At 71.2% G+C, this 24077-nt stretch carries 22 protein-coding genes; 13 read left to right on the top strand and 9 right to left on the bottom strand.

All coding sequences use genetic code 11. The features are described 5' to 3' along the window. The first annotated feature begins 192 nt into the window (after positions 1-192). From FLP10_RS07325 to FLP10_RS07310, 4 genes are read left to right on the top strand one after another with little or no spacing between them, the layout of a single operon-like run. Positions 193-1941, top strand: coding sequence for a circularly permuted type 2 ATP-grasp protein (locus FLP10_RS07325; protein WP_149160270.1), 1749 nt, complete (start codon positions 193-195; stop codon positions 1939-1941). Beyond that, the gene (locus FLP10_RS07320) at positions 1935-2864 is read left to right on the top strand and encodes an alpha-E domain-containing protein (protein ID WP_149160269.1); all 930 of its coding nucleotides are present in this window, start codon (positions 1935-1937) and stop codon (positions 2862-2864) included. The genes FLP10_RS07325 and FLP10_RS07320 overlap by 7 nt, the downstream gene beginning before the upstream one ends. Next, complete coding sequence (locus FLP10_RS07315) at positions 2861-3709, top strand: transglutaminase family protein (RefSeq protein WP_149160268.1); 849 nt, start codon at positions 2861-2863, stop codon at positions 3707-3709. Before FLP10_RS07320 ends, FLP10_RS07315 begins: the two co-directional genes overlap by 4 nt. Positions 3710-3745: 36 nt before the next feature. Further along, positions 3746-4603 carry an alpha/beta fold hydrolase gene (locus FLP10_RS07310; RefSeq protein ID WP_149160267.1) on the top strand — a complete coding sequence of 286 codons (858 nt, stop codon included), beginning with the start codon at positions 3746-3748 and terminating at the stop codon, positions 4601-4603. Positions 4604-4631: 28 nt separating this feature from the next. On the opposite strand, the gene FLP10_RS07305 is transcribed toward FLP10_RS07310, so the two are convergent. After that, positions 4632-5288, bottom strand: coding sequence for a histidine phosphatase family protein (locus tag FLP10_RS07305; RefSeq protein ID WP_149160266.1), 657 nt, complete (start codon positions 5286-5288; stop codon positions 4632-4634). A 194-nt stretch (positions 5289-5482) separates the two neighbouring features. On the opposite strand from FLP10_RS07305, the gene FLP10_RS07300 reads away from it, so the two are divergent. Next, the gene (locus FLP10_RS07300) at positions 5483-7045 is read left to right on the top strand and encodes a glycoside hydrolase family 6 protein (protein ID WP_149160265.1); all 1563 of its coding nucleotides are present in this window, start codon (positions 5483-5485) and stop codon (positions 7043-7045) included. A gap of 186 nt (positions 7046-7231) precedes the next feature. Here FLP10_RS07300 and FLP10_RS07295 read toward each other — a convergent pair whose 3' ends face one another. Beyond that, the gene (locus FLP10_RS07295; RefSeq protein ID WP_149160264.1) at positions 7232-7951 is read right to left on the bottom strand and encodes a TetR/AcrR family transcriptional regulator; all 720 of its coding nucleotides are present in this window, start codon (positions 7949-7951) and stop codon (positions 7232-7234) included. Between the two features lie 91 nt (positions 7952-8042). Here FLP10_RS07295 and FLP10_RS07290 point away from each other — a divergent pair, with 91 nt between their 5' ends. The 3 genes from FLP10_RS07290 to FLP10_RS07280 all read left to right on the top strand — a co-directional run bounded on the left by FLP10_RS07290 (position 8043) and on the right by FLP10_RS07280 (position 10885). Continuing rightward, positions 8043-9278 carry an FAD-dependent monooxygenase gene (locus FLP10_RS07290; RefSeq protein WP_149160263.1) on the top strand — a complete coding sequence of 412 codons (1236 nt, stop codon included), beginning with the start codon at positions 8043-8045 and terminating at the stop codon, positions 9276-9278. 73 nt (positions 9279-9351) lie between these two features. Further along, positions 9352-10410: a lipoate-protein ligase LplAB gene (gene lplAB / locus FLP10_RS07285; protein ID WP_149160262.1), complete on the top strand. Its 1059-nt coding sequence runs from the start codon at positions 9352-9354 to the stop codon at positions 10408-10410. Positions 10411-10570: 160 nt separating this feature from the next. After that, on the top strand, positions 10571-10885 hold the full coding sequence (locus FLP10_RS07280) for a hypothetical protein (protein ID WP_149160261.1): 315 nt from the start codon (positions 10571-10573) through the stop codon (positions 10883-10885). A 26-nt stretch (positions 10886-10911) separates the two neighbouring features. Here the strand turns inward: FLP10_RS07280 and FLP10_RS07275 are convergent, their stop codons facing one another. Both FLP10_RS07275 and FLP10_RS07270 read right to left on the bottom strand, forming a co-directional pair. After that, on the bottom strand, positions 10912-11424 hold the full coding sequence (locus tag FLP10_RS07275) for a hypothetical protein (protein WP_149160260.1): 513 nt from the start codon (positions 11422-11424) through the stop codon (positions 10912-10914). A 28-nt stretch (positions 11425-11452) separates the two neighbouring features. Beyond that, positions 11453-12004 (bottom strand): flavodoxin family protein, encoded by a 552-nt coding sequence (locus tag FLP10_RS07270; RefSeq protein WP_246150262.1) that lies wholly within the window; start codon positions 12002-12004, stop codon positions 11453-11455. On the opposite strand from FLP10_RS07270, the gene FLP10_RS07265 reads away from it, so the two are divergent. Then, positions 11998-12954: a DNA-methyltransferase gene (locus tag FLP10_RS07265; protein ID WP_149160259.1), complete on the top strand. Its 957-nt coding sequence runs from the start codon at positions 11998-12000 to the stop codon at positions 12952-12954. The two genes, FLP10_RS07270 and FLP10_RS07265, sit on opposite strands and share 7 nt — an antisense overlap. 175 nt (positions 12955-13129) lie before the next feature. Then, positions 13130-14050: an LLM class F420-dependent oxidoreductase gene (locus tag FLP10_RS07260; RefSeq protein ID WP_149160258.1), complete on the top strand. Its 921-nt coding sequence runs from the start codon at positions 13130-13132 to the stop codon at positions 14048-14050. A 119-nt stretch (positions 14051-14169) separates the two neighbouring features. Here the strand turns inward: FLP10_RS07260 and FLP10_RS07255 are convergent, their stop codons facing one another. The 5 genes from FLP10_RS07255 to FLP10_RS07235 form a co-directional block, all read right to left on the bottom strand. Continuing rightward, on the bottom strand, positions 14170-15189 hold the full coding sequence (locus tag FLP10_RS07255) for a LacI family DNA-binding transcriptional regulator (RefSeq protein ID WP_149160257.1): 1020 nt from the start codon (positions 15187-15189) through the stop codon (positions 14170-14172). A gap of 24 nt (positions 15190-15213) precedes the next feature. Further along, on the bottom strand, positions 15214-16686 hold the full coding sequence (locus tag FLP10_RS07250; RefSeq protein ID WP_149160256.1) for a glycoside hydrolase family 1 protein: 1473 nt from the start codon (positions 16684-16686) through the stop codon (positions 15214-15216). A gap of 8 nt (positions 16687-16694) precedes the next feature. After that, positions 16695-17654 (bottom strand): carbohydrate ABC transporter permease, encoded by a 960-nt coding sequence (locus tag FLP10_RS07245; RefSeq protein ID WP_149160255.1) that lies wholly within the window; start codon positions 17652-17654, stop codon positions 16695-16697. Continuing rightward, on the bottom strand, positions 17651-18691 hold the full coding sequence (locus FLP10_RS07240) for a carbohydrate ABC transporter permease (protein WP_149160254.1): 1041 nt from the start codon (positions 18689-18691) through the stop codon (positions 17651-17653). The genes FLP10_RS07245 and FLP10_RS07240 overlap by 4 nt, the downstream gene beginning before the upstream one ends. Positions 18692-18782: 91 nt before the next feature. After that, entirely contained in the window at positions 18783-20090 is a 1308-nt protein-coding gene (locus FLP10_RS07235) for an ABC transporter substrate-binding protein (protein WP_149160253.1), read from the bottom strand. Positions 20091-20279: 189 nt separating this feature from the next. Here FLP10_RS07235 and FLP10_RS07230 point away from each other — a divergent pair, with 189 nt between their 5' ends. From FLP10_RS07230 to FLP10_RS07220, 3 genes are all read left to right on the top strand, one after another. Continuing rightward, entirely contained in the window at positions 20280-21149 is an 870-nt protein-coding gene (locus FLP10_RS07230) for a M15 family metallopeptidase (protein ID WP_149160252.1), read from the top strand. Between the two features lie 19 nt (positions 21150-21168). Next, complete coding sequence (locus FLP10_RS07225; RefSeq protein ID WP_149160251.1) at positions 21169-22506, top strand: MFS transporter; 1338 nt, start codon at positions 21169-21171, stop codon at positions 22504-22506. Between the two features lie 106 nt (positions 22507-22612). After that, positions 22613-24010: an amidase domain-containing protein gene (locus tag FLP10_RS07220; protein ID WP_149160250.1), complete on the top strand. Its 1398-nt coding sequence runs from the start codon at positions 22613-22615 to the stop codon at positions 24008-24010. Positions 24011-24077: the final 67 nt, after the last annotated feature.

Here is a 24077-nt window from a genome sequence, read left to right as displayed (position 1 = left end):
TAGTCTCGCTAACTATTCTCTTTTCAGGAGGATCGGCCCGAAACGGGCCGTTCTCAGGAGAATTCGGCCGAATCAGCTCGGTTCGCGCGAAAAACTCCTGAGAAAAGCACACAGGGTGGGGGAGGGGCGGATGTCGCGGGCACGACGTCTGCCGGAAACAGCATCGAAACCGCAGGCTGCGAACCTTCGGGAATGGGCACGCTCTTCGACGGCTACGCGACCACGTCGGTCGGCACCGCTCGGCAGGGCGCCCGGCCGTGGGACGAGATGTTCCCGGCGGACGACCCCGCCGTGCGCGATCCGTACCGCGAGCTCTACCCGGCGCTCGCGCGCATGACCCAGGACGAGCTGCGCGGCCGCACCGAAGCTCTCGCGAGCTCGTACCTCGCGCAGGGCGTCACGTTCGACTTCGCCGGAGAAGAGCGCCCGTTCCCGCTCGACGCCGTGCCGCGGGTGATCGCCGCCGACGACTGGGCGCACGTCGAAGCCGGCGTCGCGCAGCGGGTTCGAGCGCTCGAGGCGTTCCTCTCGGACGTGTACGGGCCGCAGCGTGCGGTCGCCGACGGCGTCATTCCGGCCGCACTCGTGAGCTCGTCGACGCACTACCACCGCCAGGCCGCGGGCATCGTGAGTGCGAACGGTGTGCGCATCCAGGTCGCCGGCATCGATCTGATCCGCGACGAACTCGGCGAGTGGCGCGTGCTCGAAGACAATGTGCGCGTGCCGAGCGGCGTGAGCTACGTGGTCTCGAACCGGCGGGTGATGGCGCAGACCCTGCCCGAGCTGTTCACGAGCATGCGGGTGCGACCCGTCGGCGACTACCCGAACCGGCTGCTGCAGGCGCTGCGCGCGAGCGCGCCCGAGGGCGTCGAAGACCCGACGGTCGTCGTGCTCACGCCCGGCGTCTACAACTCGGCGTACTACGAGCACACCCTGCTCGCCCGGCTCATGGGCGTCGAACTCGTCGAGGGGCGCGACCTGTTCTGTTCGGGCGGCCGGGTCTGGATGCGCACCACCGCCGGCCCGACCCGCGTCGACGTCATCTACCGGCGCGTGGACGACGAGTTCCTCGATCCGCAGCAGTTCCGGCCCGACTCGGTGCTCGGTGCGCCCGGGCTCATGCTCGCCGCTCGCCTCGGGCACGTTACGATCGCGAACGCCGTCGGCAACGGCGTCGCCGACGACAAGCTCGTCTACACCTATGTGCCCGACCTCATCCGCTACTACCTGGCCGAACAGCCCATCCTGCCGAACGTCGACACCTGGCGGCTCGAGGAGCCCGACGCGCTCGCCGAGGTGCTCGACCGCCTCGACGAGCTGGTGGTCAAGCCGGTCGACGGGTCGGGTGGCAAGGGGCTGGTGGTCGGTCCGGATGCCTCGCGGCGCGAGCTCGACGAACTGCGCTCGCGACTCGTGGCCGACCCCCGCGGGTGGATCGCCCAACCGGTGGTGCAGCTCTCGACGATCCCGACGCTCGTGGAAGACGGCCTGCGGCCGCGGCACGCCGACCTTCGCCCGTTCGCGGTCAACGACGGCGACGAGGTGTGGGTGCTGCCGGGCGGGTTGACCCGCGTGGCGTTGCCCGAGGGGCAGCTCGTGGTGAACTCGAGCCAGGGCGGCGGCTCGAAGGACACCTGGGTGCTCGGCGGCGATCCGCCGTCTGGGCCGACCACCGGGTCGTCGCCCGCGCAGACCCGCCTGGCATCGGGGTCGTTGGTCGCGCATCAGGCGGCTCCGAAGACGGGTGCGATGCCGGTGGTGGGTGCGGATGCCCCGAACCCGGGCGTGCACCGCCTCGAGTCGTCGCCGCAGGACGACGAGGCGCCCGTGCGACAGCAACAGCAGCAACAGCAGCAACAGCAGCAACAGCAGCAACAGCAGCAACAGCAGCAACAGCAACAGGCTCACCGACCGACGAATGCCGAGGCCCCCTCATGCTGAGCCGCATCGCCGAGTCGCTCTTCTGGATCGGCCGCTACCTCGAGCGCAGCGACGGCACCGCGCGCATCCTCGACGTGCACCTGCAGCTGCTCCTCGAGGACCCGTGGATCGACGAGGACACCGCGTGCCGCGCACTCATGTCGGTCATGGGCAGTGTGCCCGCCGACGATGTGCACCTGACGCCGGCCGACCTGATCGCCCTGCTCGGCGTCGACCGGAGCCATCCGGCGTCGATCGCGCACGCCGTGGCATCCGCTCGTGAGAACGCCCGGCGCGCCCGCGAGATCGTCTCGACCGAGCTGTGGGAGGCGCTGAACGAGACCAATGCGCGGATGCCCCGTCGAGTGGCGACCGACAAGACGCACGAGTTCTTCCGGTGGGTGCGCGACCGCACGGCACTCGCGCTGGGTGTCGTCGACTCGGCGTCGAGCCGCGACGAGGCGTGGCAGTTCTTCTCGCTCGGCCGCGCGATCGAACGCGCCGACATGACGGCTCGACTGCTCGCCACACGCGAGCTCACCGAGGCATCCGGCCCCAGCTGGACGACCCTGCTGCGCAGCTGCGGCGGCTACGAGTCGTACCTGCGCAGCTATCGGGGCCTGCCGTCGACGCAGTCGGCGGCCGAGTTCCTGCTGCTCGACCGGCTGTTCCCTCGATCGGTGATCGCGAGCGTCATCCGCGCCGAGGAGTCGTTGCGCGAGATCGACCCGCGTGCCGGCCGGGTCGGCGTCACCGACCAGGCGCAGCGACTGCTCGGGCAGATCCGATCCGAGCTCGAGTACCGGCCGATCACCGAGATCATCGACGAGCTGAGCGACGAGATGGAGCACGTGCAGGCCGTGGTGTCGGGCGCGAGCGAGGCGATCCGGCGCAGGTACTTCCCGGCGAGCGCCGTGCCGGTCTGGACGGGGGAGGTGTCATGAGCCGGCTTCGCATCGTGCACCGCACCGGCTTCGGCTACGCCGAACCGGCGACCGCGTCGTACAACGAGGCGCGCATGCTGCCGCACTCGGGCGGCGAGCAGTTCGTGCTGCAGGCGGGCCTCGACATACGCCCGGGCGCGACGCAGCACGCGTACCTCGACTACTGGGGCACGCGGGTCTCGACGTTCGAAGTGCTGACCCCGCACCGCGAGCTGTCGGTCACGGCGACGAGCCTCGTCGAGGTGCAGCCGACACCGCACCGGCGTGCGCCCGAACTGCACTGGGAAGCCCTCGAGCGGGCGCGCCGCAGCACCGTCTCACTGGTCGAGTTCTCGACGCAGACGGCGGCGACCGCGCCACCCGACGAGCTCGCGGCGCTCGCCGCGACCATCGCCGCCGAGGGGCTGCCGGTCGCCGAGACCGCGCTCGAGGTGTGCCGGGCGGTCGGCGAGGCGGTCGAGTACGTGACCGGGGCGACCGGGGTGCACTCGACCGCGCGCGAGGCGTGGGCCGAGCGCAAGGGCGTCTGCCAGGACATGGCGCACCTCGCGGTCGGGGCGCTGCGCGCGATCGGCGTTCCGGCGAGGTACGTGTCGGGCTACCTGCATCCCGACCCGTCGGCGGGCGTCGGGGTCACCGTCACGGGCGAGTCGCACGCCTGGGTCGAGTGGTTCGACGGCGACTGGCGCGGCTACGACCCGACGAACCTCTCGCAGGTCGGCGACCTGCATGTCCTGGTCGGTCGCGGACGCGACTACACGGATGTCTCGCCGCTGCGCGGGGTGTACGCCGGCCCCGGGGCATCCGAACTGTTCGTCTCGGTCGAGGTCACCCGCGAGGCCTGACCGCTCGCGCGGCCCGCGACCTGTCACACTTGCCGCATGCCCACGTTCACCGACGATCACGGCGTCCGCATCCACTACGAGGCGCACCGGGTGCCTGACCCGGCCGCGGTGATCCAGCTGGCGCACGGCGTGGGCGACCACATCGGCCGGTACCGCGAGCTGATCGCCGCGCTCAACGAGGCGGGGTACTCGGTGTGGGCCGACGACCATCGCGGCCATGGGCAGACCGGCTTCGAGCAGCACGGCGGCGATCTCGATCGCATGGGCCGGCTCGGGCCGGGCGGCCTGCGCGCGACGATTGCGGCGGTCGAACGGTTCACCGATGTCATCCGCGAGACGGAGGGCGACGACGTGCCGCTCGTGCTGCTCGGACACTCGTGGGGCTCGTTGATGGCGCAGATCATCCTCAACCGCAGCGCAGCGCGCTACGACGGGGCGGTACTCACCGGCACGGCCTATCGAACGCTGCGCTGGATGGATCCGGGCGAGCGCCTCAATCGTCGCCACAAGCACCTCGGCAGCACGGGGGCCGAATGGCTCAGCCGCGACCCGGCCGTCGCCGAGGCGTTCGTCGCCGACCCGTACACGACCACCACCCCGCTGCGGAAGCTGTTCGGCACCCTCGACGCGGTGCGGCTGCTGGGGCGTCCGGCGCCGGCGCCGGCGATTCCGAGCGAGCTGCCGTTGCTCATCATGGTCGGCTCCGACGACACGCTCGGCGGCGAGGAGAGCGCGCGTCGGCTCGCGCAGGCGTACGTGTCGCGTTCGGGGCTGGTCGACGTCGAGGTCATCGTGTACGCCGACGCCAGGCACGAGGTCTTCAACGAGCTGAATCGGCTGGAAGTGCGCGACGACCTGGTCGGATGGCTCGACGAGCGCTACGCGGTCGACTGAGCGGATGCCTCGCGGCGGGTGCTTGCCGTCAGTCGACGACGCTCGCGCGGTCGGGCGGGACGTCGAACCCGAGCAGGCGCATCCGCGGATGGTTCGGATGCGCCGCCGTCGACTCGGTGAGCCACGGGTACACGATCGTGGTGACGCTGCAGTTGCCGAGCACGGGCAGCAGGTCGCGGTAGCCGTCGGGGTCCATGCCCGCGAGTTCGCAGAACAGCAGGCGGATGAGCGTCGCGTGGGCGACGATGAGCACGCGCCCGTCGGGGAACTCCGCGACGAGTTCGTCGAGCACGGGCAGCGCCCTGGCGATGCCGGCACGACCGGATTCGCCGTCGGGCAGCGGGCTCGACGCCGGTGCCCGGCAGAAGGCCGTCCACTCCGCCGGGTAGCCGTCGGCGATCTCCTCGGGTGTGAGCCCTTCGCCCACGCCGAAGTCGATCTCGACGAGCCGGTCGTCGATCCGCAGCGCGAGGCCGGTCGTCTCGACCGAGGGTGCGGCCGAGCGGCGGGCGCGGCTGAGGGGTGACGACACGATCGCGTCGAGCCGTGCGTCCACGGCCCAGGCCGCGAGTGCGGCCGCCTGACCGAGTCCGTGCCGGGTGAGCCCGACATCGGAGTTGCCGGCGTACCGGTGATCGGCATGCCATTCGGTCTCGCCGTGACGCGCGAGGAAGAAGGTGGTCACACCGCGATCGTATCCCCGCTCGCACGCCGGCCCCGGGACATCCGTCTGCTTCGCTCTTGACAGCCGTCCCGCGGTCGTGCCATTTTGAACTCGCGTCCGTGAGAGCGCTCTCACGAATCGATGCGAACCCGCACCACCGAACGGTCCACGACGAAGTCGACCGAGGTCGACGACGACCAACTGGAGTAGCGAACATGACCCCACGACCACTTCCGCGCGCGGTCGCGCTGGCCGCCGCGACCGTCGCGATCTGCGCGATCGGCGGCATCACCGCAGCCCCGGCGAACGCCGCCGCCGACGACGGTGCCCTGCAGGGAGCCGAGCTCTACCGCAACCCGTACAGCACCACGCTCGAAGCGGCGCAGTCGCTGAGCGGGCGGGCCCGCGCCGACGCGCAGCTGCTCGGCAGCATCCCGTCGGCCGACTGGATCACGAAGGGCACGCCCGCCGAGGCGCAGACCGCCGTCGACGAGATCGTCGACGCCGCCGCCGCGCTCGGGCAGGTGCCGACGATCGTCGTCTACAACCTGCCGTTCCGCGACTGCGCGCAGTACTCGGCGGGCGGCGCAGCGGACACCGCCGAATACCTGGCCTGGGTCGACGGTGTCGCCGCCGGCATCGGCGACCGCGACGCGATCGTCATCCTCGAGCCCGACGGGCTCGGAATCATCCCCTGGAACACCGACGGCAACGGCAACGCCGAGTGGTGCCAGCCCGCCGAGCTCGACCCGGCGACCGCGGCCGACGACCGGTACGTGCAGGTGAACGGCGCGGTCGACCGGCTCACCGCGCTCGCCGGCACGCACGTCTACCTCGACGGCACCCATACCGGATGGCTCGGCGTGGGCGACATCTCGGCGCGACTCATCCGGGCGGGCGTCGAACGCACCGACGGGTTCTTCCTGAACGCGTCGAACTACGAGGAGACCCGCAAGCTCGAGAAGTACGGCACCTGGATCTCGGAGTGCATCCACCTCTCGCAGAACTCGTGGTGGGAGCCCGCGTGGTGCGGCAGCCAGTACTACCCGGCCAACCCAGCCGACTTCGACACCTGGACGGCGACCGACGCGACCTACGACCAGGCCTACGCCGACACCGGGCTCACGCGCGACCCCGCCGCTCAGGCGCACTTCGTGATCGACACGAGCCGCAACGGCCAGGGCCCGTGGACTGCGCCCGCAGGCGTCTACCCCGACCCCGAGGTGTGGTGCAACCCGCCCGACCGCGGCATCGGCGAACGTCCGACGACCGACACCGGCACGGCGCTCATCGACGCCTTCCTCTGGATCAAGGTGCCCGGCGAGAGCGACGGCAAGTGCTTCCGCGGCACCGGCGGCCCACTCGACCCCGTGCGCGGCATCGAAGACCCGGCTGCGGGCGTGTGGTTCCCGCAGCAGGCGCGCGAACTCGTCGCCCTCGCGAACCCGCCGATCGCGGCGCAGGCGTGCACGATCGAGTACCTCGTGCACGGCACGTGGCCGGGGGGCTTCAACACGCAGATCTGGGTCGAGAACACCGGCACGACGCCGATCAACGGGTGGGCCCTCGAGTGGACCTTCCGCGGCGACCTCGGCATCGGCAACGGCTGGAGCGCGGACTGGTCGCAGCAGGGCCAGGTGGTGACGGCCTCGTCGCTGTCGTGGAACGCCGCGCTCGCCCCCGGCGCCCGCACGACCATCGGGTTCATCGGGAAGGGCGCCGACCCGGCGACCGTGCCCTGGCTCTTCGAGCTGAACGGAGCACCCTGCACGAGCTGACCCGCGCCGCCCGGCGCATGTCCGTGAGTTCGTAGGACGCTGCAGGGAGGGTTGGTAGGTCAACGCAGGGAATGCAGGTCGCGCACGCTGCTGCGCGACCTGCATTCCGGCGTTTGTCCTACCAACGCCGGGGATGCGCGCGGGCGCAGACGCCGGGCGCGCGCGGGCGCGGCGCGGGCGGGGTGGTCAGCCGCGCGCGGCGACCAGGGCGGCGATGCCGGCGATGATGCGGTCGAGGCCGTACTCCAGTGCGGCGTCCTGGGCCGTGTCCGTCGCCGCGTCGGCGAAGGCGGCGGCCGCGAGCGGATACGCGTCGGCGTTCGCCGTCAGCACGGCGCCGAGCGTCTCGGCGAGCTGCGCCTCGAGGTCGGGCTGCGTCTCCTGCTGCACGAGCCCGCGCACGTGCGCGCTCACCAGCGTGAGCGTGTCGAGCCGCTCACCCGCGGTCAGCGGCAGCTCCTCGAGCACGCCGAGCCCGGCCTCCGTCCAGCTCAGCTCGTTCGGCCCGAACACGCGCGCGCCGACCGCCGCGGTCAGCAGCCAGCGATGGGCGGCGAACACGTCGTGCACGGCGTGCGCCCAGGCGCGCAGGCGCGGCTGCCAGGACGCCGGCGAGGCATCCGGATCATCCGCTCGTTTCGGAGCGCTCACCGGCCCCATGGCGGTGTCGACCATCAGTGCGATGAGCGCGTCGCGGTTCGGCACGTACCGGTAGAGCGCCATCTTGGTGACGCCGACCTCGTCGGCGACGCGCTGCATGGATGCCGCGTCGAGCCCCTCGGCGTCGGCGAGGCGGATACCCGTGGCGACGAGCTCGGCGAGCGTCACACGTGGGCGCGGTCCCCGGCGCGTCGCGGTGCCGCTCGCCGGCGCCCAGAGCAGGTCGGCCGCGGTGGGCTCGGACATCGTTCCTCCCGGTTCGAGCGTGGGTCTTGACTTTCTGTGTCTACCAGACACTAATATGTGTCGGGTAGACACAGAAACGAAGGGAACGATCATGAAGGTCCTCATCTCAGGTGCGAGCATCGCCGGCCCCGCGGTCGCGTTCTGGCTCGCGCGCACCGGTCACGACATCACCGTGGTGGAGCAAGCGTCCTCCCTGCGCCCCGGCGGCCAGGCCGTCGACTTCAAGGGGGCGACCCACCGCCGGGTGCTCGAGCAGATGGGGCTGTGGCACGAGATCAACGCCCAGCGCACCCCCGCCGTCGACGCGCACTTCGTCGACGCGACCGGGCGCACGAACGCCGTCATGCCCCACACGTTCAGCGGCGGCGACGTCGAGATCGCCCGCGGCGACCTCGCGAAGCTGCTGTACGAGCACACCGCCGACCGCGTCGAGTACGTCTTCGGCGACCGCATCGAGCGCATGCACGAGCACGCCGACGGCATCGACGTCGAGTTCCGCAGCGGACGCACCGGCCGGTTCGACCTCGTGGTCGGCGCAGACGGCGTGCACTCGGGCGTGCGGCGGCTCGCGTTCGGGCCCGAGCGGCAATTCGTGAAGTACCTCGGGTACTCGTACGCCGTGGTCGGCGGCGCGAAGGCGGCGGCCGAGGCATCCGATCGCCCTGTCGGAGACGCACCGGACGCGCCCGATGCGCCCGGCGTGCCCGGCGTGCCCACTCAGCCGGGCCTCTGGTACAACGAACCGGGCAGGCTCGCCGTCATCGGCGGCCCGAAGGCGCCCGACTTCTTCGTCTTCGCCTCCGACGACCCCGGCGCCCTCCGGCACGACGTCGACGCCCAGAAGCGCCTGATCGCCGACGCGTACGCCGGCGCGGGCTGGCGCGTGCCCGAGATGCTCGAGCGACTCGCGACCGCCGATGAGTTCTACCTCGACGGCCTGAACCGCGTGCACCTCGACCGGTTCACGAGCGGGCGGGTCGTGCTCGTCGGCGACGCCGGGTACGCGAACACCCTCGGCGGATTCGGCACCGGGCTCTCGATCGTCGGCGCATACGTGCTGGCCGGCGAGCTCGCTGCCGCCGGCGGCGACCACCGGGTCACGTTCGCGAACTACGACGAGCGGATGCTCCGCTACTCGAAGGTCGCCCGCAGCGGCAACGCCGGGCCGTTCCTCGCGCCGCCGAGCCGGTGGCGCATCGCGATGCGCGACCTCACCTTCAAGAACCGCCTCATGCTCGCCGGCATGATGAAGCTCACCGACATGTTCGCCAACGACATCGCGTTGCCCGAGTACCGCGAGCTCGCGGCGGTCGCGCCGGTTCGCTGACGATCGGATGTCTCGGGTCGGCGTCGTGCGCGAACCGGCGCTACCCGGGGCATCCAGTCGTAGGCTGTCGCCCATGCCCCCATTCCACGGCGAGTACAAGGTTCCCGGCGGCAAGCTCGTGGTCGTCGATTTCGATGTCGTCGACGACGTGATCCGCTCCCCGCGCGTCGCGGGCGACTTCTTCCTCGAGCCCGACGAGGCGCTGGGCGACATCGACGCCGCGCTCGAGGGCCTGCCCGCGGCCTCCGATGCGAAGCAGATCGCGGCCGCGATCTCGGCGGGCCTGCGCGACGGAGCCGTGATGCTGGGCTTCTCGGCCGAGGCCGTCGCGGTCGCGGTGCGTCGCGCGCTCACCGATGCCCGCAGCTGGACCGACTACGAGTGGGAGATCGTGCACGACGCGGCCGTGCCGCCGCGCCTGCATCTCGCGCTCGACGAGGTGCTCGCCACGCGCGTCGGCGAGGGGCGCCGCAAGCCGACCCTGCGGTTCTGGGAGTGGGACGAGTCGGCCGTGGTGATCGGGTCGTTCCAGTCGGTGAAGAACGAGGTCGACCCCGAGGGCGCCGAGAAGTACGGCTTCGAGGTCGTGCGACGCATCTCGGGGGGCGGCGCGATGATGATGGAGAAGGGCAACGTCGTCACCTACTCGCTGTATGTGCCGGCCGAGCTTGTGCAGGGGCTGAGCTTCGCCGACTCGTATGCGTTCCTCGACGATTGGGTGTTGCAGGGGCTTCGCTCGATCGGCGTCGAGGCGACGTACCAGCCGCTGAACGACATCGCGTCGCCGCTGGGCAAGATCGGCGGTGCCGCGCAGAAGCGCCTCGGCTCGGGCGGTGTGCTGCATCACGTGACGATGGCGTACGACCTCGACAACGAGAAGATGCTCGAGGTGCTGCGCATCGGCCGCGAGAAGATCAGCGACAAGGGCATCGCGTCGGCGGCCAAGCGCGTCGACCCGCTGCGCTCGCAGACCGGTCTCAGCCGGGCGGCGATCATCGAGGCGCTGAAGCACACGTTCGCTTCCCTCTACGGCGCGAAGGCCGGCGCGGTCACCGCCGACGAGCTCGCCGAGGCCGAGGCGCTCGTCGCCTCGAAGTTCTCCACCCCCGACTGGCTGTACCGGGTGCCCTGACCCCCGTCTCTTTCCCGAGGCGGCCCCTGACCCCCCCGTTCTTTTTTCAGGAACCGCGGCCCGAATCGCGCGGTATTCAGGACGACACGCCGCATCGCGCCCGCCGCCACCGCAAGATCTCCTGAGAAAAGCTCGGGGCGGCGTCGGTAGACTCGGCGGGATGGAGTGGTGGGTGTGGCTGGTGATCGCGGGTGCGGTCGTCGGCATCGGATGGCTCGCGCAGCGCGCGGGATTCATCGACCTCTCCGACAAGACGAAGCGCGGTGGCGGGGGTTCCGGCGGCGTCATGATGATCGGCGACGAGGTCTTCGCGCCGCGCAAGTACGAGGCGGCCGTCGAACAGGATCGGCAGAGCCGGCTGCCCGCGCCCGCACCGCTGCCGGGCGACGGCGACAAGGGCATCGCGTTCGCGTCGGATGCCCCCGACGACGACGACCCCGAACGGTTCCAGGGGCGGATTCGACTCGACGTCTGAGCGCGGCCCTCGCCTCCGCGAGCCGCTCAGAGCGTGTGGAGCAGCGCGACCGTGAGGTCACGGCCCCACTCGCGGGCGCGATAGCGCTCGCCGTCGAGCAGCGGCCCGTCGAGCTCGCGCACCCAGAACGTCATCGGCTCGGCGATCGGGTCGAACCCCCGTCGCGAGAGCCGTCTCGTCGCGAGCGTCGCGGCCGAACCGGGGAACTCGGGCGTTCGCGTGCGGGTGTCGAACACGGCGACGGGGATCCGGGTCGGCGGCCGCTCGACCGCCTTGATCCACTCGCGAATGCCCCGCTCGGGCACCGTCGGCGCACCGCGCTCGGCCGCGGTTCGTCGGGTCTCGGGCGTCGACATCGAGAAGGCATGGGTCGGGCCGCCGACGACGAGCAGGTCGAGGTCGGGGGGAAGGCGACCGGGCGCGGCATCCGTTTCGACCACGGCCACCCGCACCGCGGAGGCCGCAAGTCCGTCGGCGATCGCGCGCCCGATCGTCGAGGTGTGCCCCCAGAACGATTCCACGACGACGAGCGCGTGCACGAGACCTCCCGCCGCAGGCAGTCGCGGTTCAGGCCAGCCGGCCGGCGAGCGTGCGACCCCACTGCTCGGCGCGCGCGACCTCGCCCTCTTCGAGCGGGCCGCTGTAGCCGTACACGCCGAACGACTCGGCCGCCGCGAGCGGTTCGTACCCGAGCTTGACCAGCCGCTTCATGGCCTTCTTCGCGGCCGAGCCGGGGAGGCGCGGGGCGACGCTGCGGGTGTCGAACGTCGCGACGCGAGTGCCGCGGGGCGGGGTGCCGAGCTTGCCGATCCACTCGCGGATGCCGAGTCGCGGCACGCGCGTCGCCCCCTGGTCCTTCGCCGCCTTGCGGGTGTCGACGCGCGACATCGAGAAGGCGTGGGTCGGGCCGCCGACGACGAGCAGGTCGAGACCCGCCGGCAGCACGTCGGGTGCCGCATCGATGCGCACCACCTCGGCGCCCGCGCCGAGCCCCGCGCCGATCGCGACGGCGATCGCCTCGGTGTTGCCCCAGATCGACTCCACCACGATGAGCGCCTTCACGCCGACCACCCCCTGCCCGCCAGCGTAGCCGCGACTGGCAGACTTGGCAGGTGGCATCCGAGGAGTCGAATCGCGTCATCCACGCCGACAACCTCGACGTGCTGCCCGCGTTGCCCGACGGCGCGTTCACGCTGGTCTACCTGGACCCGCCGTTCAACACCGGCCGGTCGCAGGCGCGACAGGCCCTGCGGCACGTTCGGGTTCGCGACGCGGTCGACGTCGGGCCGGAGGCATCCGGTCTCGCAGGGTCGGATTCAGCAGCAGAACCGGATGCCGCGCTCGCCGCACCCCGTACCATCACCGGGTTCGCCGGCAAGCAGTACGAGCGCATCCGCGGCGACCTGCTGCGCTTCGACGACCGCTTCGACGACTACTGGGCGTTCCTCGAGCCGCGCATCGACGAGGCGTGGCGGCTGCTCGCCGACGACGGCACGCTGTACCTGCACCTCGACTACCGCGAGGCGCACTACGCGAAGGTGCTGCTCGACGCGAGGTTCGGGCGCGAATGCTTCCTCAACGAGATCATCTGGGCGTACGACTACGGCGCGAAGGCGAAGCGGCGCTGGCCGACGAAGCACGACACGATCCTCGTCTACGTGAAGAATCCCGCAACGTACTGGTTCGACTCGTCGGCCGTCGACCGCGAGCCGTACATGGCGCCCGGGCTCGTCACGCCCGAGAAGGCGGCGGCCGGCAAGCTGCCGACCGACGTCTGGTGGCACACGATCGTGTCGCCGACGGGGCGCGAGAAGACGGGGTATCCGACGCAGAAGCCCGAGGGTGTGCTGCGCCGCATCGTGCAGGCGTCGACCCGCCCCGGCGACTGGGTGCTCGACTTCTTCGCCGGCTCGGGCACGACGGGTGCGGTCGCGGCCGCGCTCGGGCGCCGGTTCGTGCTCGTCGACGAGCACCCCGACGCGATCGCCGTGATGCGCCGCCGCTTCGCGGACCTGCCGGATGTCTCGTTCGAGACATCCGCCCCTGCTGCGCCTGACGCACCCACCTGACCCACCCACCCTGACCCACCCACCTGACCCACCCGCCTGACCCACCCACCCTGACCACCCATCCCGCCGAATGTTTCCGTTCGCACCGGGGGGTTCCGCACGAACGGACACGGTCGGTGCGAACGGAAACACTCGGCCGCACGTCCACGGACAGACCACAGAAAGTAGGACAGAGATGAAGTTCCGGATCTTCACCGAACCGCAGCAGGGCGCGACCTACGGGCAGCAGGTGCGCATGGCCCAGGCCGCCGAGCGACTCGGGTTCGACGCGTGGTTCCGCAGCGACCACTTCCTCGCGATGGGCGTCGACGGGCGCCCCGGCCCGACCGACTCGTGGGTCACGCTCGGCGCGATCGCGCGCGAGACGTCGACGATCCGGCTCGGCACGCTGGTGTCCAGCGCGACGTTCCGGCACCCGTCGCTGCTCGCGATCCAGGTCGCGCAGGTCGACGAGATGAGCGGCGGGCGCATCGAGCTCGGGCTCGGAACCGGATGGTTCGAGGCCGAACACGCGGCGTACGGGTTCGGGTTCCCGCAGGCGCGGTTCGGCATCCTCGAGGAGCAGCTCGAGGTGGTCACCGGACTCTGGTCGACTCCGCTCGGTGAGACGTTCACGCACGCGGGCGAGAACTACGCACTGACGGATGCTCCGGCGCTGCCGAAGCCCGTGCAGCAGCCGCTGCCCGTGATCGTCGGGGGAGCGGGCCCGAAGCGCACGCCCGCGATCGCGGCGCGGTTCGCGAGCGAGTACAACGTGGCGTTCCGCTCGAACGACGAGATCGCGGCGGGCTTCGCGCGTGTGCGCGCGGCGGTGTCGGATGCCGGCCGTGCGCCCGAGTCGATGGTCTACTCGGCCGCGCTCACCTCGACGGTCGGCGCGACCGAGGCCGAGTACCGCCGCCGGGCCGAGGCGATCGGCCGCGACCCCGAAGAGCTGCGCCGCGCCGGCGTCGCCGGCACCCCGCAGGAGTTGGTCGACCGCCTCGGCGTGCTCGCCGGGCTGGGCGTCGAGACGATCTACCTGCAGGTGCTCGACTTCGACGACCTCGACGTGCTCGAGCTCCTCGCGAGCGAGGTCGTGCCGCACGTGCGGTGACGCGGGCCCGCTCGTCGCTGCGCCACTTCGGCCGGGTCTGCGCCAGCCGAGGTGGCGCGGAGGGCGCGTACGTGGCGCAGAGCGGGCTGAGAGCGCGGCGGCGCGCTACCGTGCCGCCGTCAGCTCGACTGCCGCACCACGAGCCGGGTCGGCAGCAGCGTCGTGGCGGGGACATCGTCACCGGCGATGAGCCGCACGAGCGTGCGTGCCATGACCTCGCCCATCTCGAGCGACGGCTGGTGCACGGTGGTGAGCGGCGGCACCGCCATCGCCGCGTACTGGTCGTTGTCGAAGCCGACCACCGCCACGTCGCCCGGGATCGACCGCCCGGTCTCGAGAATCGCGGTGTACGCGCCGATCGCCATCTGGTCGTTCGCAGCGAACACGCCGTCGATCTCGGGCTCGCGCGCGAGCAGGCGACGCATCGCCTCGGCGCCCGAGGCGGGGCTGAAGTCGCCGTATTCGACGAGGCCGATGGGGAGGGCGGCACGCTCGAGCGAACGTTGCCAGCCGCGCAACCGGTCGACGCCGGGCGGCATGTCCTGGGGGCCGGCGATCGCGGCGATGCGGCGGCGGCCGCGCTCGACGAGGTGGTCGCCGGCGAGTTCTGCGCCGTGGGCGTTGTCGACGTCGACGGTGTGGTTCACCTGCTCGCTCGGGTCGAGCGGGCGCCCGCCGAACACCACCGGCAGCGACCGGCTCACGTGCGCGTACGAGTGGTCGCCGGTGTGGTGCGACGCCACGAGGGCGCCGTCGACGTTGCCGCCGAGCAGGTAGCGCCGGGTCTTGTCGAACGCCGCCTCGGATTCGATGAGCATCGACAGCGTGTACTCGGTGTCGGCGAGCGCGAGCCCGATGCCCTGCACGAGGGTCGCGAAGAACGGGTCGTTGAACACCTTCGCCGTCGACTCGGGCACGACGAGCGCGATCGCCTGGGTGCGCCGGCTCGCGAGCGAGCGGGCGGCGCGATTCGGCACGTAGTTCAGCGCCGCGATCGCCTCTTGCACAACGGCGACCACGTCGGGGCTGACCTTCGGCGACCCGTTGACGACGCGCGAGACGGTCGCACGCGACACGCCCGCGCGCGCGGCGACCATCTCCAACGTCGGCGCGGAGCCGGCGCTCGGGATCCCAGCCATCGGGCCCCCTCTCGTTGCTCCGGATTACCCCACGATAGCCGCAGCGCCGGTTGCGCCCGCAGCGCCAGCGACCCCCGCCGCGGCCTTCGCCTCGGCGATGAGCTGCGCGTACGCGAGCGCACTGTCCTTCGGGGTGCGCACGAGCGTGTCGTAGTCGACGTGCACGATGCCGAACCGCTTCGCATACCCCCACGCCCACTCGAAGTTGTCGAGCAGCGACCACACGAAGTAGCCGCGCACGTCGGCGCCGCGTTCGATCGCCCGGCCGACGGCGGCGACGTGGTCGAGGATGTACCGGGTGCGCTCGACGTCGTGCACGTGCCCGTCGTCGCTCAGCACGTCGTCGTACGACGCGCCGTTCTCGGTGATGTAGAGCGGCGGCAGGGTGTCGTACTCGCGGCCGAGCCGCACGAGCAGCTCCTCGAGCCCGGCGGGGTTGACCTCCCAGTCCATCGCGGTGCGCGGCAGTCCACGCGACGGGAAGCTCACGTGCTCTGAGCCCGGGAACGGCGAGCGGCCGGGCTTGTCGGTCGGGCGCAGCCCGGTGGGCGCCCCGTCGGGAAGCGGATGCCCCGACACGTTGTCGTCGTGGTAGTGGTTGACGCCGAGGAAGTCGATCGGCTGCGAGATGACCTCGAGGTCGCCGGGCAGGATCCGGTCGGCGAGCCCGAACTCGCGCACGTCTTCGAGCAGGTCGGTCGGGTAGGCCCCGAGCAGCAGCGGCTCCAGGAACATGCGGTTCCAGAGGGCGTCGATGCGGCGTGCGGCTTCGAGGTCGACAGGATCGGCCGGATGGTTCGGCACCGCGTTCGTGAGGTTGAGCGTGATGCCCAGCCGGATGTCGCGCTGCGAGTCATCCGTCGAAGAAGCCGTGGCGAGCTCGCGAAGCCGCCTGACCGCGAGACCGTGCGCGAGGTGCTGGTGGTGCACTGCGGCGAGGCCCGCGACCGGGTCGTTGAGTCCGGGCGCGTGCTCGCCGCCGATGTAGGCGATGAGCGACGAGCAGAGCGGTTCGTTGAACGTGGTCCAGTGCGAGACACGGTCGCCGAGCGCGCCGTAGACGGCCTCGGCGTAGTCGGCGAATCGGTACGCGGTGTCGCGGTTCGCCCATCCGCCGCGCTCCTGCAGGGCCTGCGGCAGGTCCCAGTGGTAGAGCGTGAGCCAGGGCAGCACGCCCTGCTCGAGCAGTTCGTCGACGAGCCGTGAGTAGAAGTCGAGGCCCTTCGGGTTGACCGTGCGTCCACCGGGGACCACGCGCGCCCACGAGGTCGAGAACCGGTACGAGTCGAGGCCGAGGCGCTGCATGAGCGCGACGTCCTCGGGGTAGCGATGGTAGTGGTCGACGGCCCGTTCGGGGGTGTCGCCGCCCGCGATCGCGTTCGGCACGCGCGCGTACGCGTCCCAGATCGAGTCTTCCTTCCCGCCCTCGTGGGCGGCGCCCTCGATCTGGGCCGCCGCGGTCGCGGAGCCCCAGATGAAGCCCTTGGGGAAACGCATTGTCGAGGTCAACCCTTCACTGCTCCTGCCATGATTCCCGAGATGAGCTGCTTGCCCGCGATGACGAACAGGATGAGCAGCGGGATGGTCGCCATGACCGCGCCCGTGAGCACGACCGAGTAGTCGATGTAGTAGCCCGACTGCAGCTGGCTGAGCGCCGTCTGCAGGGTCGGGTTCGACGGGCTCAGCACGATGAGCGGCCAGAGGTAGTCGGTCCAGGCCGTCATGAACGTGAACAGGCCGAGGATCGCCATCGCCGGCCGCGCCGCCGGCAGGCCCACCGTGAGGAAGGTGCGGAACTGGTTCGCGCCGTCGACGCGGGCCGCCTCAATGAGTTCGTCGGGGATGACGTCGACGAGGTACTGGCGCATGAAGAACACGCCGAACGCGGTGACCAGCATCGGCACGATGACCGCACCGATCGTGCCCGTCCAGCCGAGCTCCTTCATCACCATGAAGAGGGGGATGATGCCGAGCTGGGTCGGGATCGCGAGGGTCGCCACCACGAACACCATGAGCCCGTCGCGGCCGCGGAAGCGGAGTTTCGCGAACGCGTAGCCGGCGAGCGTCGAGAACGTGACGACCGAGATCGTGATGATCGACGAGATGAGCACCGAGTTCCACAGCGCCAGCCAGAACGGGATGGCGTCGAACACTCGCTGCGCGTTCGCGGCGAAGTTGCCGCCGGGAATGAGGGGGAGCGTCTCGCCTCGGGTCGCGTTCGTGCCGCTGCCGACGACGAACGACCACCACAGCGGGTAGGCGCTGCCGATGAGGAAGGCAGTCAGCAGCCCGTAGGTGAGGAAGCCGGGGCGGCTGCCGATGCCGGCGAGACCGCTGCCGCGACCGCGGCGCGGGCGCCCGGAACCGCGGCCGCCGCGGCCGACGACATCGGGATGAGCGGCCGTGTCGGGGGCGACGACGTCGACCTGCACGGCGGGGATGGGGTCGGGGATCGCGGTGCTCATCGTTCGGCTCCTCGGGCGGCGGCGCGGCGGGTTCGTCGGTTCCTCTGCTTCGAGGCATCCCCCGTGGCGATGCGGCGCGAGATGAGGAAGTTGATCAACCCGAACCCGACGATCAGGAGGAACAGCAGCCAGGCGACCGCTGCCGCCTCGCCGAAGTCGCGGCGGAAGAAGGCGAGCTCCCACATGAACAGCACGGTGGTCTGGAACTGCCGGTCGCTGCCGCCGATGCCGCCCGCGGTCGACACGTCGAACAGCCGCGGCTCGGCGAAGATCTGCAGGCCGCCGATGGTGGCCGTGATGATCACGAAGATCAGGGTCGGACGGATCGTGGGGATCGTGATCGAGAAGAAGCGGCGGGCGCTGCCGGCGCCGTCGATCGCCGCCGACTCGTAGAGGTCGCGCGGCACGGCCTGCATGGCCGCCAGCAGGATGAGGGCGTTGTACCCCGTCCAGCGGAAGTTCACCATCGTCGCGATCGCGAGGTGGCTGAGGAAGGTGTCGTGCTTCCACTGCTGGTCGGGGATGCCGAAGAGGTTGAGCAGGTTGTTCGCCAGGCCGTCGGCCTCGTTGAAGACGCTCGAGAAGATCAGTGCGACGGCCACCGGGGTGACGACGAACGGCAGCAGCACGCCCATGCGCCAGATGGTGGGAGCGCGAAGGCCCTGGTCGAGCAGGTAGGCGACGACGATCGCCACGACGAGCTGGGGGATCGCCGACAGCAGGAAAATGCTGACGGTGTTGAAGATCGAGTTCCAGAACATGCGGTCGCCGAGGATCTCGACGAAGTTGTCGAACCCGACGAACGGCCCCTGGCCCTTCAAGAGGTCCCACTCGTGCAGTGAGACGACGAAGGTGTAGCCGAGCGGGAACAGCCCGACGAGCGCGAAGAGGATGAAGAACGGCGAGACGTAGAAGTACGGGGAGGCCTTGACGTCGAACCTCGACAACCGGTGCCGGAAGGAGGGCTTCGGCTGGGAGCGGCGGCGGCGTCGGTCGGCCGGCGGTGCGTCGGCCGGCGTCTGGAGCGTGGTGGTCATGTCGGGCCGTTCAGCTGGAGATCGGGTGCGGATGGATCGCCGGTCGAGTAGCGCCTGTCGACGCTACTCGACCAGCGAGCAGGGGGTGTGATCAGTCGACGAGCTCGTGGAGCAGCTCGATGGCCTGGTCCCACGCCGTGGCCGTGTCGACCTCGCCGCGGTCGAGCGCCGAGAGCGGCGGACCGAACACGTTCTCCTGGATGACCGAGTCATCCGGACCCTTGAACTGAGCGACGACGCCTTCGGCGCGACCCGCGAGGATCTGGCCGACGGGGGCGTCGTTGAAGAACTCGTTGGGCGTGGGGTTCGCCGCGAGCTCCTCCTGTGCCTTGACGGTCGACGGGAAGGTGCCGGCAGCCTCGAACTGCTTCACCTGCTGCTCGGGCTGGGTCAGCCAGTCGGCGAGGGCCGCCGCGGCCTCCTTGTGAGCGCTGGTCTCGGGAACCGAGAGGAACGCGCCGCCCCAGTTGCCGGCTCCGCCGGGGAACACGTCGGCGAAGTCCCAGCCGGTGGTGGCGTCGCCGCCGCCGGCCTCGGTGTTGCCCTGCACGACGCCGAGCATCCAGCCGGGGCAGACGAAGGTCGCGAAGGTGCCGTCGACGAACGACTTGCCGCCGTTCCAGTCCCAGGCCGACTGCGCGGCCGAGAGGCCGTCGCCGATGGCCGAGCCCAGCAGGTCGAAGTTCTCCTTGAGCTCGGCGTTGTCTTCGACGTTCAGTTCGCCGTCGGAGGTGTAGTACCCCTCGGGGAGCTGGTTGACGATCGAGTTCCAGACGAAGCCGGAGTGGTCGTACCAGGCCTTGCCGGTCGCCTGCTGGTACTGGCGGCCGATGTCGAAGTAGTGCGCCCAGTCGCCCTCGAGGAGGGTGGCGACCTCTTCGCGGTCGCTCGGCAGGCCGGCGGCTTCGAACAGCTTGCCGTTATAGCAGATGCCGGTGGGGCCGATGTCGGTGCCGTAGCCGATGACCCGGCCGTCGGGGTCGGTCGCCTGCTCGTACTTCCAGTCGACCCAATCGGCCTTGCGGTCCTCGATGCCGAAGTCGCGCAGGTCGACGAACTGGTCGGAGACCTCCATGATGGCGCCGAGCCAGCCCTCCTCGATCGCGACGATGTCGCTGAGGCCTGAGCCCGCGGCGATCTTCGTGAACGCGTCGGTGCGGGCGTTGCCGCCGGTGTCGATGTTGGTCGCCTCGATCTTCACCCCGGGGTTGGCGGCCTCGTACTCCTTGTACAGGTCGTCGTACCCGAAGGTGCCGAACGTGGTGATGGTGAGGGTCACTTCCTCACCCTCACCACCGCCCTCGCCGCCGCCCCCGTTGGAGCAGGCGGTCGCAAGGAGGGCGATGGATGCCGCGCCGGCGACGGCGGCGACAGCCCGGGTGCGTCGTGAGAGCTTCACGGTCACTCCTTTGTGCGTGTGTGTGATGGATTCGGTGCGGTGCTGTGGGAGCGCTCTCCCAGCGACATGTGAGAGCGCTCTCACACTGTCGGGAGAGACTTTGGCACGTCATTGGGGACGCTGTCAAGAGAGCGCTCTCACGATTGGGACGATCGGCTCGCTCGAAGGAGCCGCGATTACACTCGGCACATGCCCGATCCCCACGACACGTTGAGCGAGCCCGTGCAGCGACGGCGCATGACGGTCGCGCTCGCGCTCACCGCGCTGCTCGTGGGCATCGCCGCCGTCGTGGTCGGTGGGGTGACAGGTGCCCAGGCCGGCGCGGCGCCGACGAGTTCGACTCCGAGCACCGCCGACGCCGGCGAGCCGAGCAGCACCCCCCGCAGCAGCCCGAGCACCACCCCGAACGCGGAGCCGAGCGACGAGCCGACCGAGGCGGCGCGCCCCGAGCCGAGCGCGCCTCCGGCGGCGGCGCCGGTCGGGTTCGACAAGGCGGCCCGCTCGCTCGACGACCCGATGAGCATCTGGGTGGTCGTCAACCGCGACCGACCGCTCAACCCCGAAGACTTCGTCCCGCCCGACCTGGTCCCGGTGCCGGTGGCCCACAGCTGGGAGCCCGAACTCCGGCAGGAGGCATCCGATGCCGTGGTCGCGATGTTCCAGGCCGCGGCCGACGAGGCCGGCTTCTTCCTCGCCTCCAATAGCGCGTACCGCAGCTACTCGACCCAGGTCGACCTGTACGGCGACGGCAGCGATCCCACCACCGCGCCGCCGGGTCGCAGCGAGCACCAGACGGGTCTCGGCATCGACATCGGCACCGAGCGGGGCTGCACGTTCGAATGCATGGAGGACAGCCCCGAGGGGCAGTGGCTGCGCGACAACGCCTACCGGTTCGGGTTCCTGCTGCGGTACCCCGCCGACAAGGTCGACATCACCGGCTACCCCCACGAGGCCTGGCACTACCGGTACATCGGCGTCGACCTCGCGACCGAGATGCACAACACGGGCTCCACCACCCTCGAGGAGTTCTTCGGGCTTCCGGCGGCACCCCAGGTGTGAGCGCGGGCGGGCGGCGGCGGTGAGCGAACGGAAGCCACGTCGCGGCCTGTCGCTCGCCGTGCTCATCGTCAACCAACTGCTGGCCGGCGTGGGCGTGGCCAGCGGCATCGCGGTCGCGGCGCTGCTCGTCGAGAGCCTGACCGGCACCGCCATCCTCGCGGGGCTCAGCCAGACCTGCGCGGTGCTCGGCGCAGGCCTGGCCGCGGTGCCGCTCGCCCGGCTCGCCGTCGCGCGGGGGCGGCACATCGCCCTCGCGTGCGGCTACGTGCTCGCGGTGCTCGGCGCCGGCCTCGTGATCACCGCGGCGACGAGCGGATTCGTCGTGCTCGCGTTCCTCGGGCTCACGGCGTTCGGCGCCGGCACGGCGGCCGGCCTGCAGGCGAGGTTCGCCGCCGCCGAGATCGCCGCACCCGGGTTCGAGGCCCGGTCGCTCTCGCTGGTGCTGTGGGCGACCACGCTCGGGTCGGTCGCCGGACCGAACCTGTCGGAGTTCGGCGACGGGCTCGGACAGGCGATCGGGCTGCCGCCGCTGGTCGGGCCGTTCGTCGTCTCGGGTGCGGTGTTCGCGCTGTCGACGCTGCTCGTGGCGACCCTGCTGCGCCTGCCCCGGCCGGGGACGCTGGCCGCAGACGCCGAGCCCACGGCATCCGGGGAGCCCGACGCATCCGCCCCGGCCGCGGCACAGCTCGCCGGGGCCGCTCGTGGTCGCTCCGCGGCCGTGGAAGCGGCAACGAGCGTCCCCGATGAGGTGGGGGAGCCCGGCGCGTGGCGTGCGCTGCGCGTCGCGGTGCGCGACCCGCAGGCCCTGCTCGCTCTGCTCGCGATCGTGTGCTCGCACACGATCATGGTCGCCGTGATGGTGATGACCCCCGTGCACCTGCACGCGCACGGCGCCACGCTCGGGGTCGTGGGCCTCGTGCTCAGCATCCACATCCTCGGCATGTACGGCGCGAGCCCCGTGATGGGCTGGCTCGTCGACCGGGTCGGCACCGCGTCGGTCATCGCCGCGGGCGGGGTCATCCTGTTCGCCGCGGTGGTGATCGGCATCCTCGCGCCGGCCGACGACCTGTTGCTCGTGCCGGTCGCGCTCGGCCTGCTCGGCCTCGGCTGGTCGGCCGGCATGATCGGCGGCTCGGCACTGCTGACCAGATCGGTCGCGCCTGCGCTGCGGGTACCGCTGCAGGGCGCGTCGGATGCCTCGATGAACTTCGCCGCGGCGATCGCCTCGGCGTTCTCGGGGCTGCTGCTGGGGCTCGGCGGATTCGCGGCGGTGAACACCGCGGCGGCGTTCCTGCTCGTCCCGCTCGCGGTCGTGTGGGCTCGCGCGGTGCTCGTGGGGCCGCGCGTCTCGGCCTGATCGAGTGGTCGCGCTCTCACGCGGCTCCCAGCATTCGGAAGGAATCCTCACATACTCGCGTGATGCAGTGGGAAGTCCCCCCGAACCCGACCCGGATCGCTTCCTCGTGCCTTCAGCAGAACCCACCACCCCCGCGCGCCACCGTTCGACCTACCGCCCCCCGGTCCCGGCCCCCGCACCCGAATCCGAGCGCCCCGCCGCCGCGGAACCGCGCCGCCGCGCCCGCCACCGCGCCGAGCCGCAGGGCAACCGCCGGCTCTCCGCCGGCCGCACCGGCGCGCGTCGCGTCACCGCGCTCACCGGCCTGACCGCCATGCTCGGCCTCGGTGCGCTCGGCGCCGCAGCCGCCCACGCCGACCCGCGCGCCACGAGCCATGCCCATCGCGCCGTCTCGACGGTCGCGACGCCGAAACTCACGAAGAAGACCCGCGACACGATCGCCCCGGCGGCCGAGCCCGCCGTCACCGGCCCGCTCTCGACGAGCGAGGTGCCCTTCACGGGCGGCGCGCAGGTCACCGTCGAGGGCGACGACCTCGACGACGTCGCCTCGGTCACGGTCGGCGGCGCACCGGCCACGATCGTCGCCGCCGACGAACACCAGCTCACGTTCGCGGTGCCCGCGACCTCGCCGACCGCGCTCGGGGCGGTCGAGGTCGCGTTCGCCGACCAGGCCGGCGCACCCGTCGACGTCTACGCGCCGGCGGTCGATTCCGCGTCGGGCGAGGCATCCGCCGTGGCGGCCGCCACCGACGCAACTGCCGCTCCCGCGGCACCCGCGGCTCCCGCCGCGCTCGGCGCGCCGCGCCCGGTCATCGACGCCATCACGCATGCGCCCGATGCATCCGCGCCCGACGACGAACTCACCGCGCCGTTCGTCGCGCCGTCGGCACCGGTTCCCGGCGTGGCATCCGTCACCGCCCTGGCCGGCTCGACCGAGACGGCCGCCGCGACCAGCGGAGGCGACCGCGCGACCACCGCGGCCGCTCGCGCGACCGAGCCGCGCGAGCGCACCGTGCTCACGCTCACGTACACGAGCGACCCGCGCATCGATGCGCAGGTGAACTACGTGCTCAGCTACTGGCAGAACTACAACCGCGACCAATTCATGGTGATCGAGGGCTACGACTGCGCGAACTTCACCAGCCAGTCGCTGCTGCAGCGGGGCTGGGCGATGGACGGCGCGTGGTGGTACGACTTCGCCACCGGCGCCTCCTCGCCCACCTGGACGAGCTCGACCGCGATGCGCGACTGGCTGTACTCGCGGCCCGACCTCGCGACCCCGCTCGACGACTCGCAGCGCGCCGCCGTCAAGGTCGGCGACATCGCGCAGTTCGACTGGGACAACAGCGGCGACCGCGACCACACCGCCGTCGTCACGCGCGTCGAGCAGATCGACGCCGGCACGAAGGTCTGGGTCGGCGGCCACACCAAGGACGCCGACTACTGGGACGTCGACACCGCACTCGCCGGCGGCGGCTCGGTGTACTACTTCTCGCTGCGCTGACCCGCCTCCACCCGCCAACCCCGCCCCTCCCCGCCCATCACCGAGAACGCGACTCAGGTCGGGACGC

This window comes from Agromyces intestinalis, assembly GCF_008365295.1.
Lineage (GTDB): Bacteria > Actinomycetota > Actinomycetes > Actinomycetales > Microbacteriaceae > Agromyces > Agromyces intestinalis.
The sequence above is the reverse complement of the archived record's forward strand: the minus strand, read 5'-3'. Positions and strand labels throughout refer to the sequence as shown.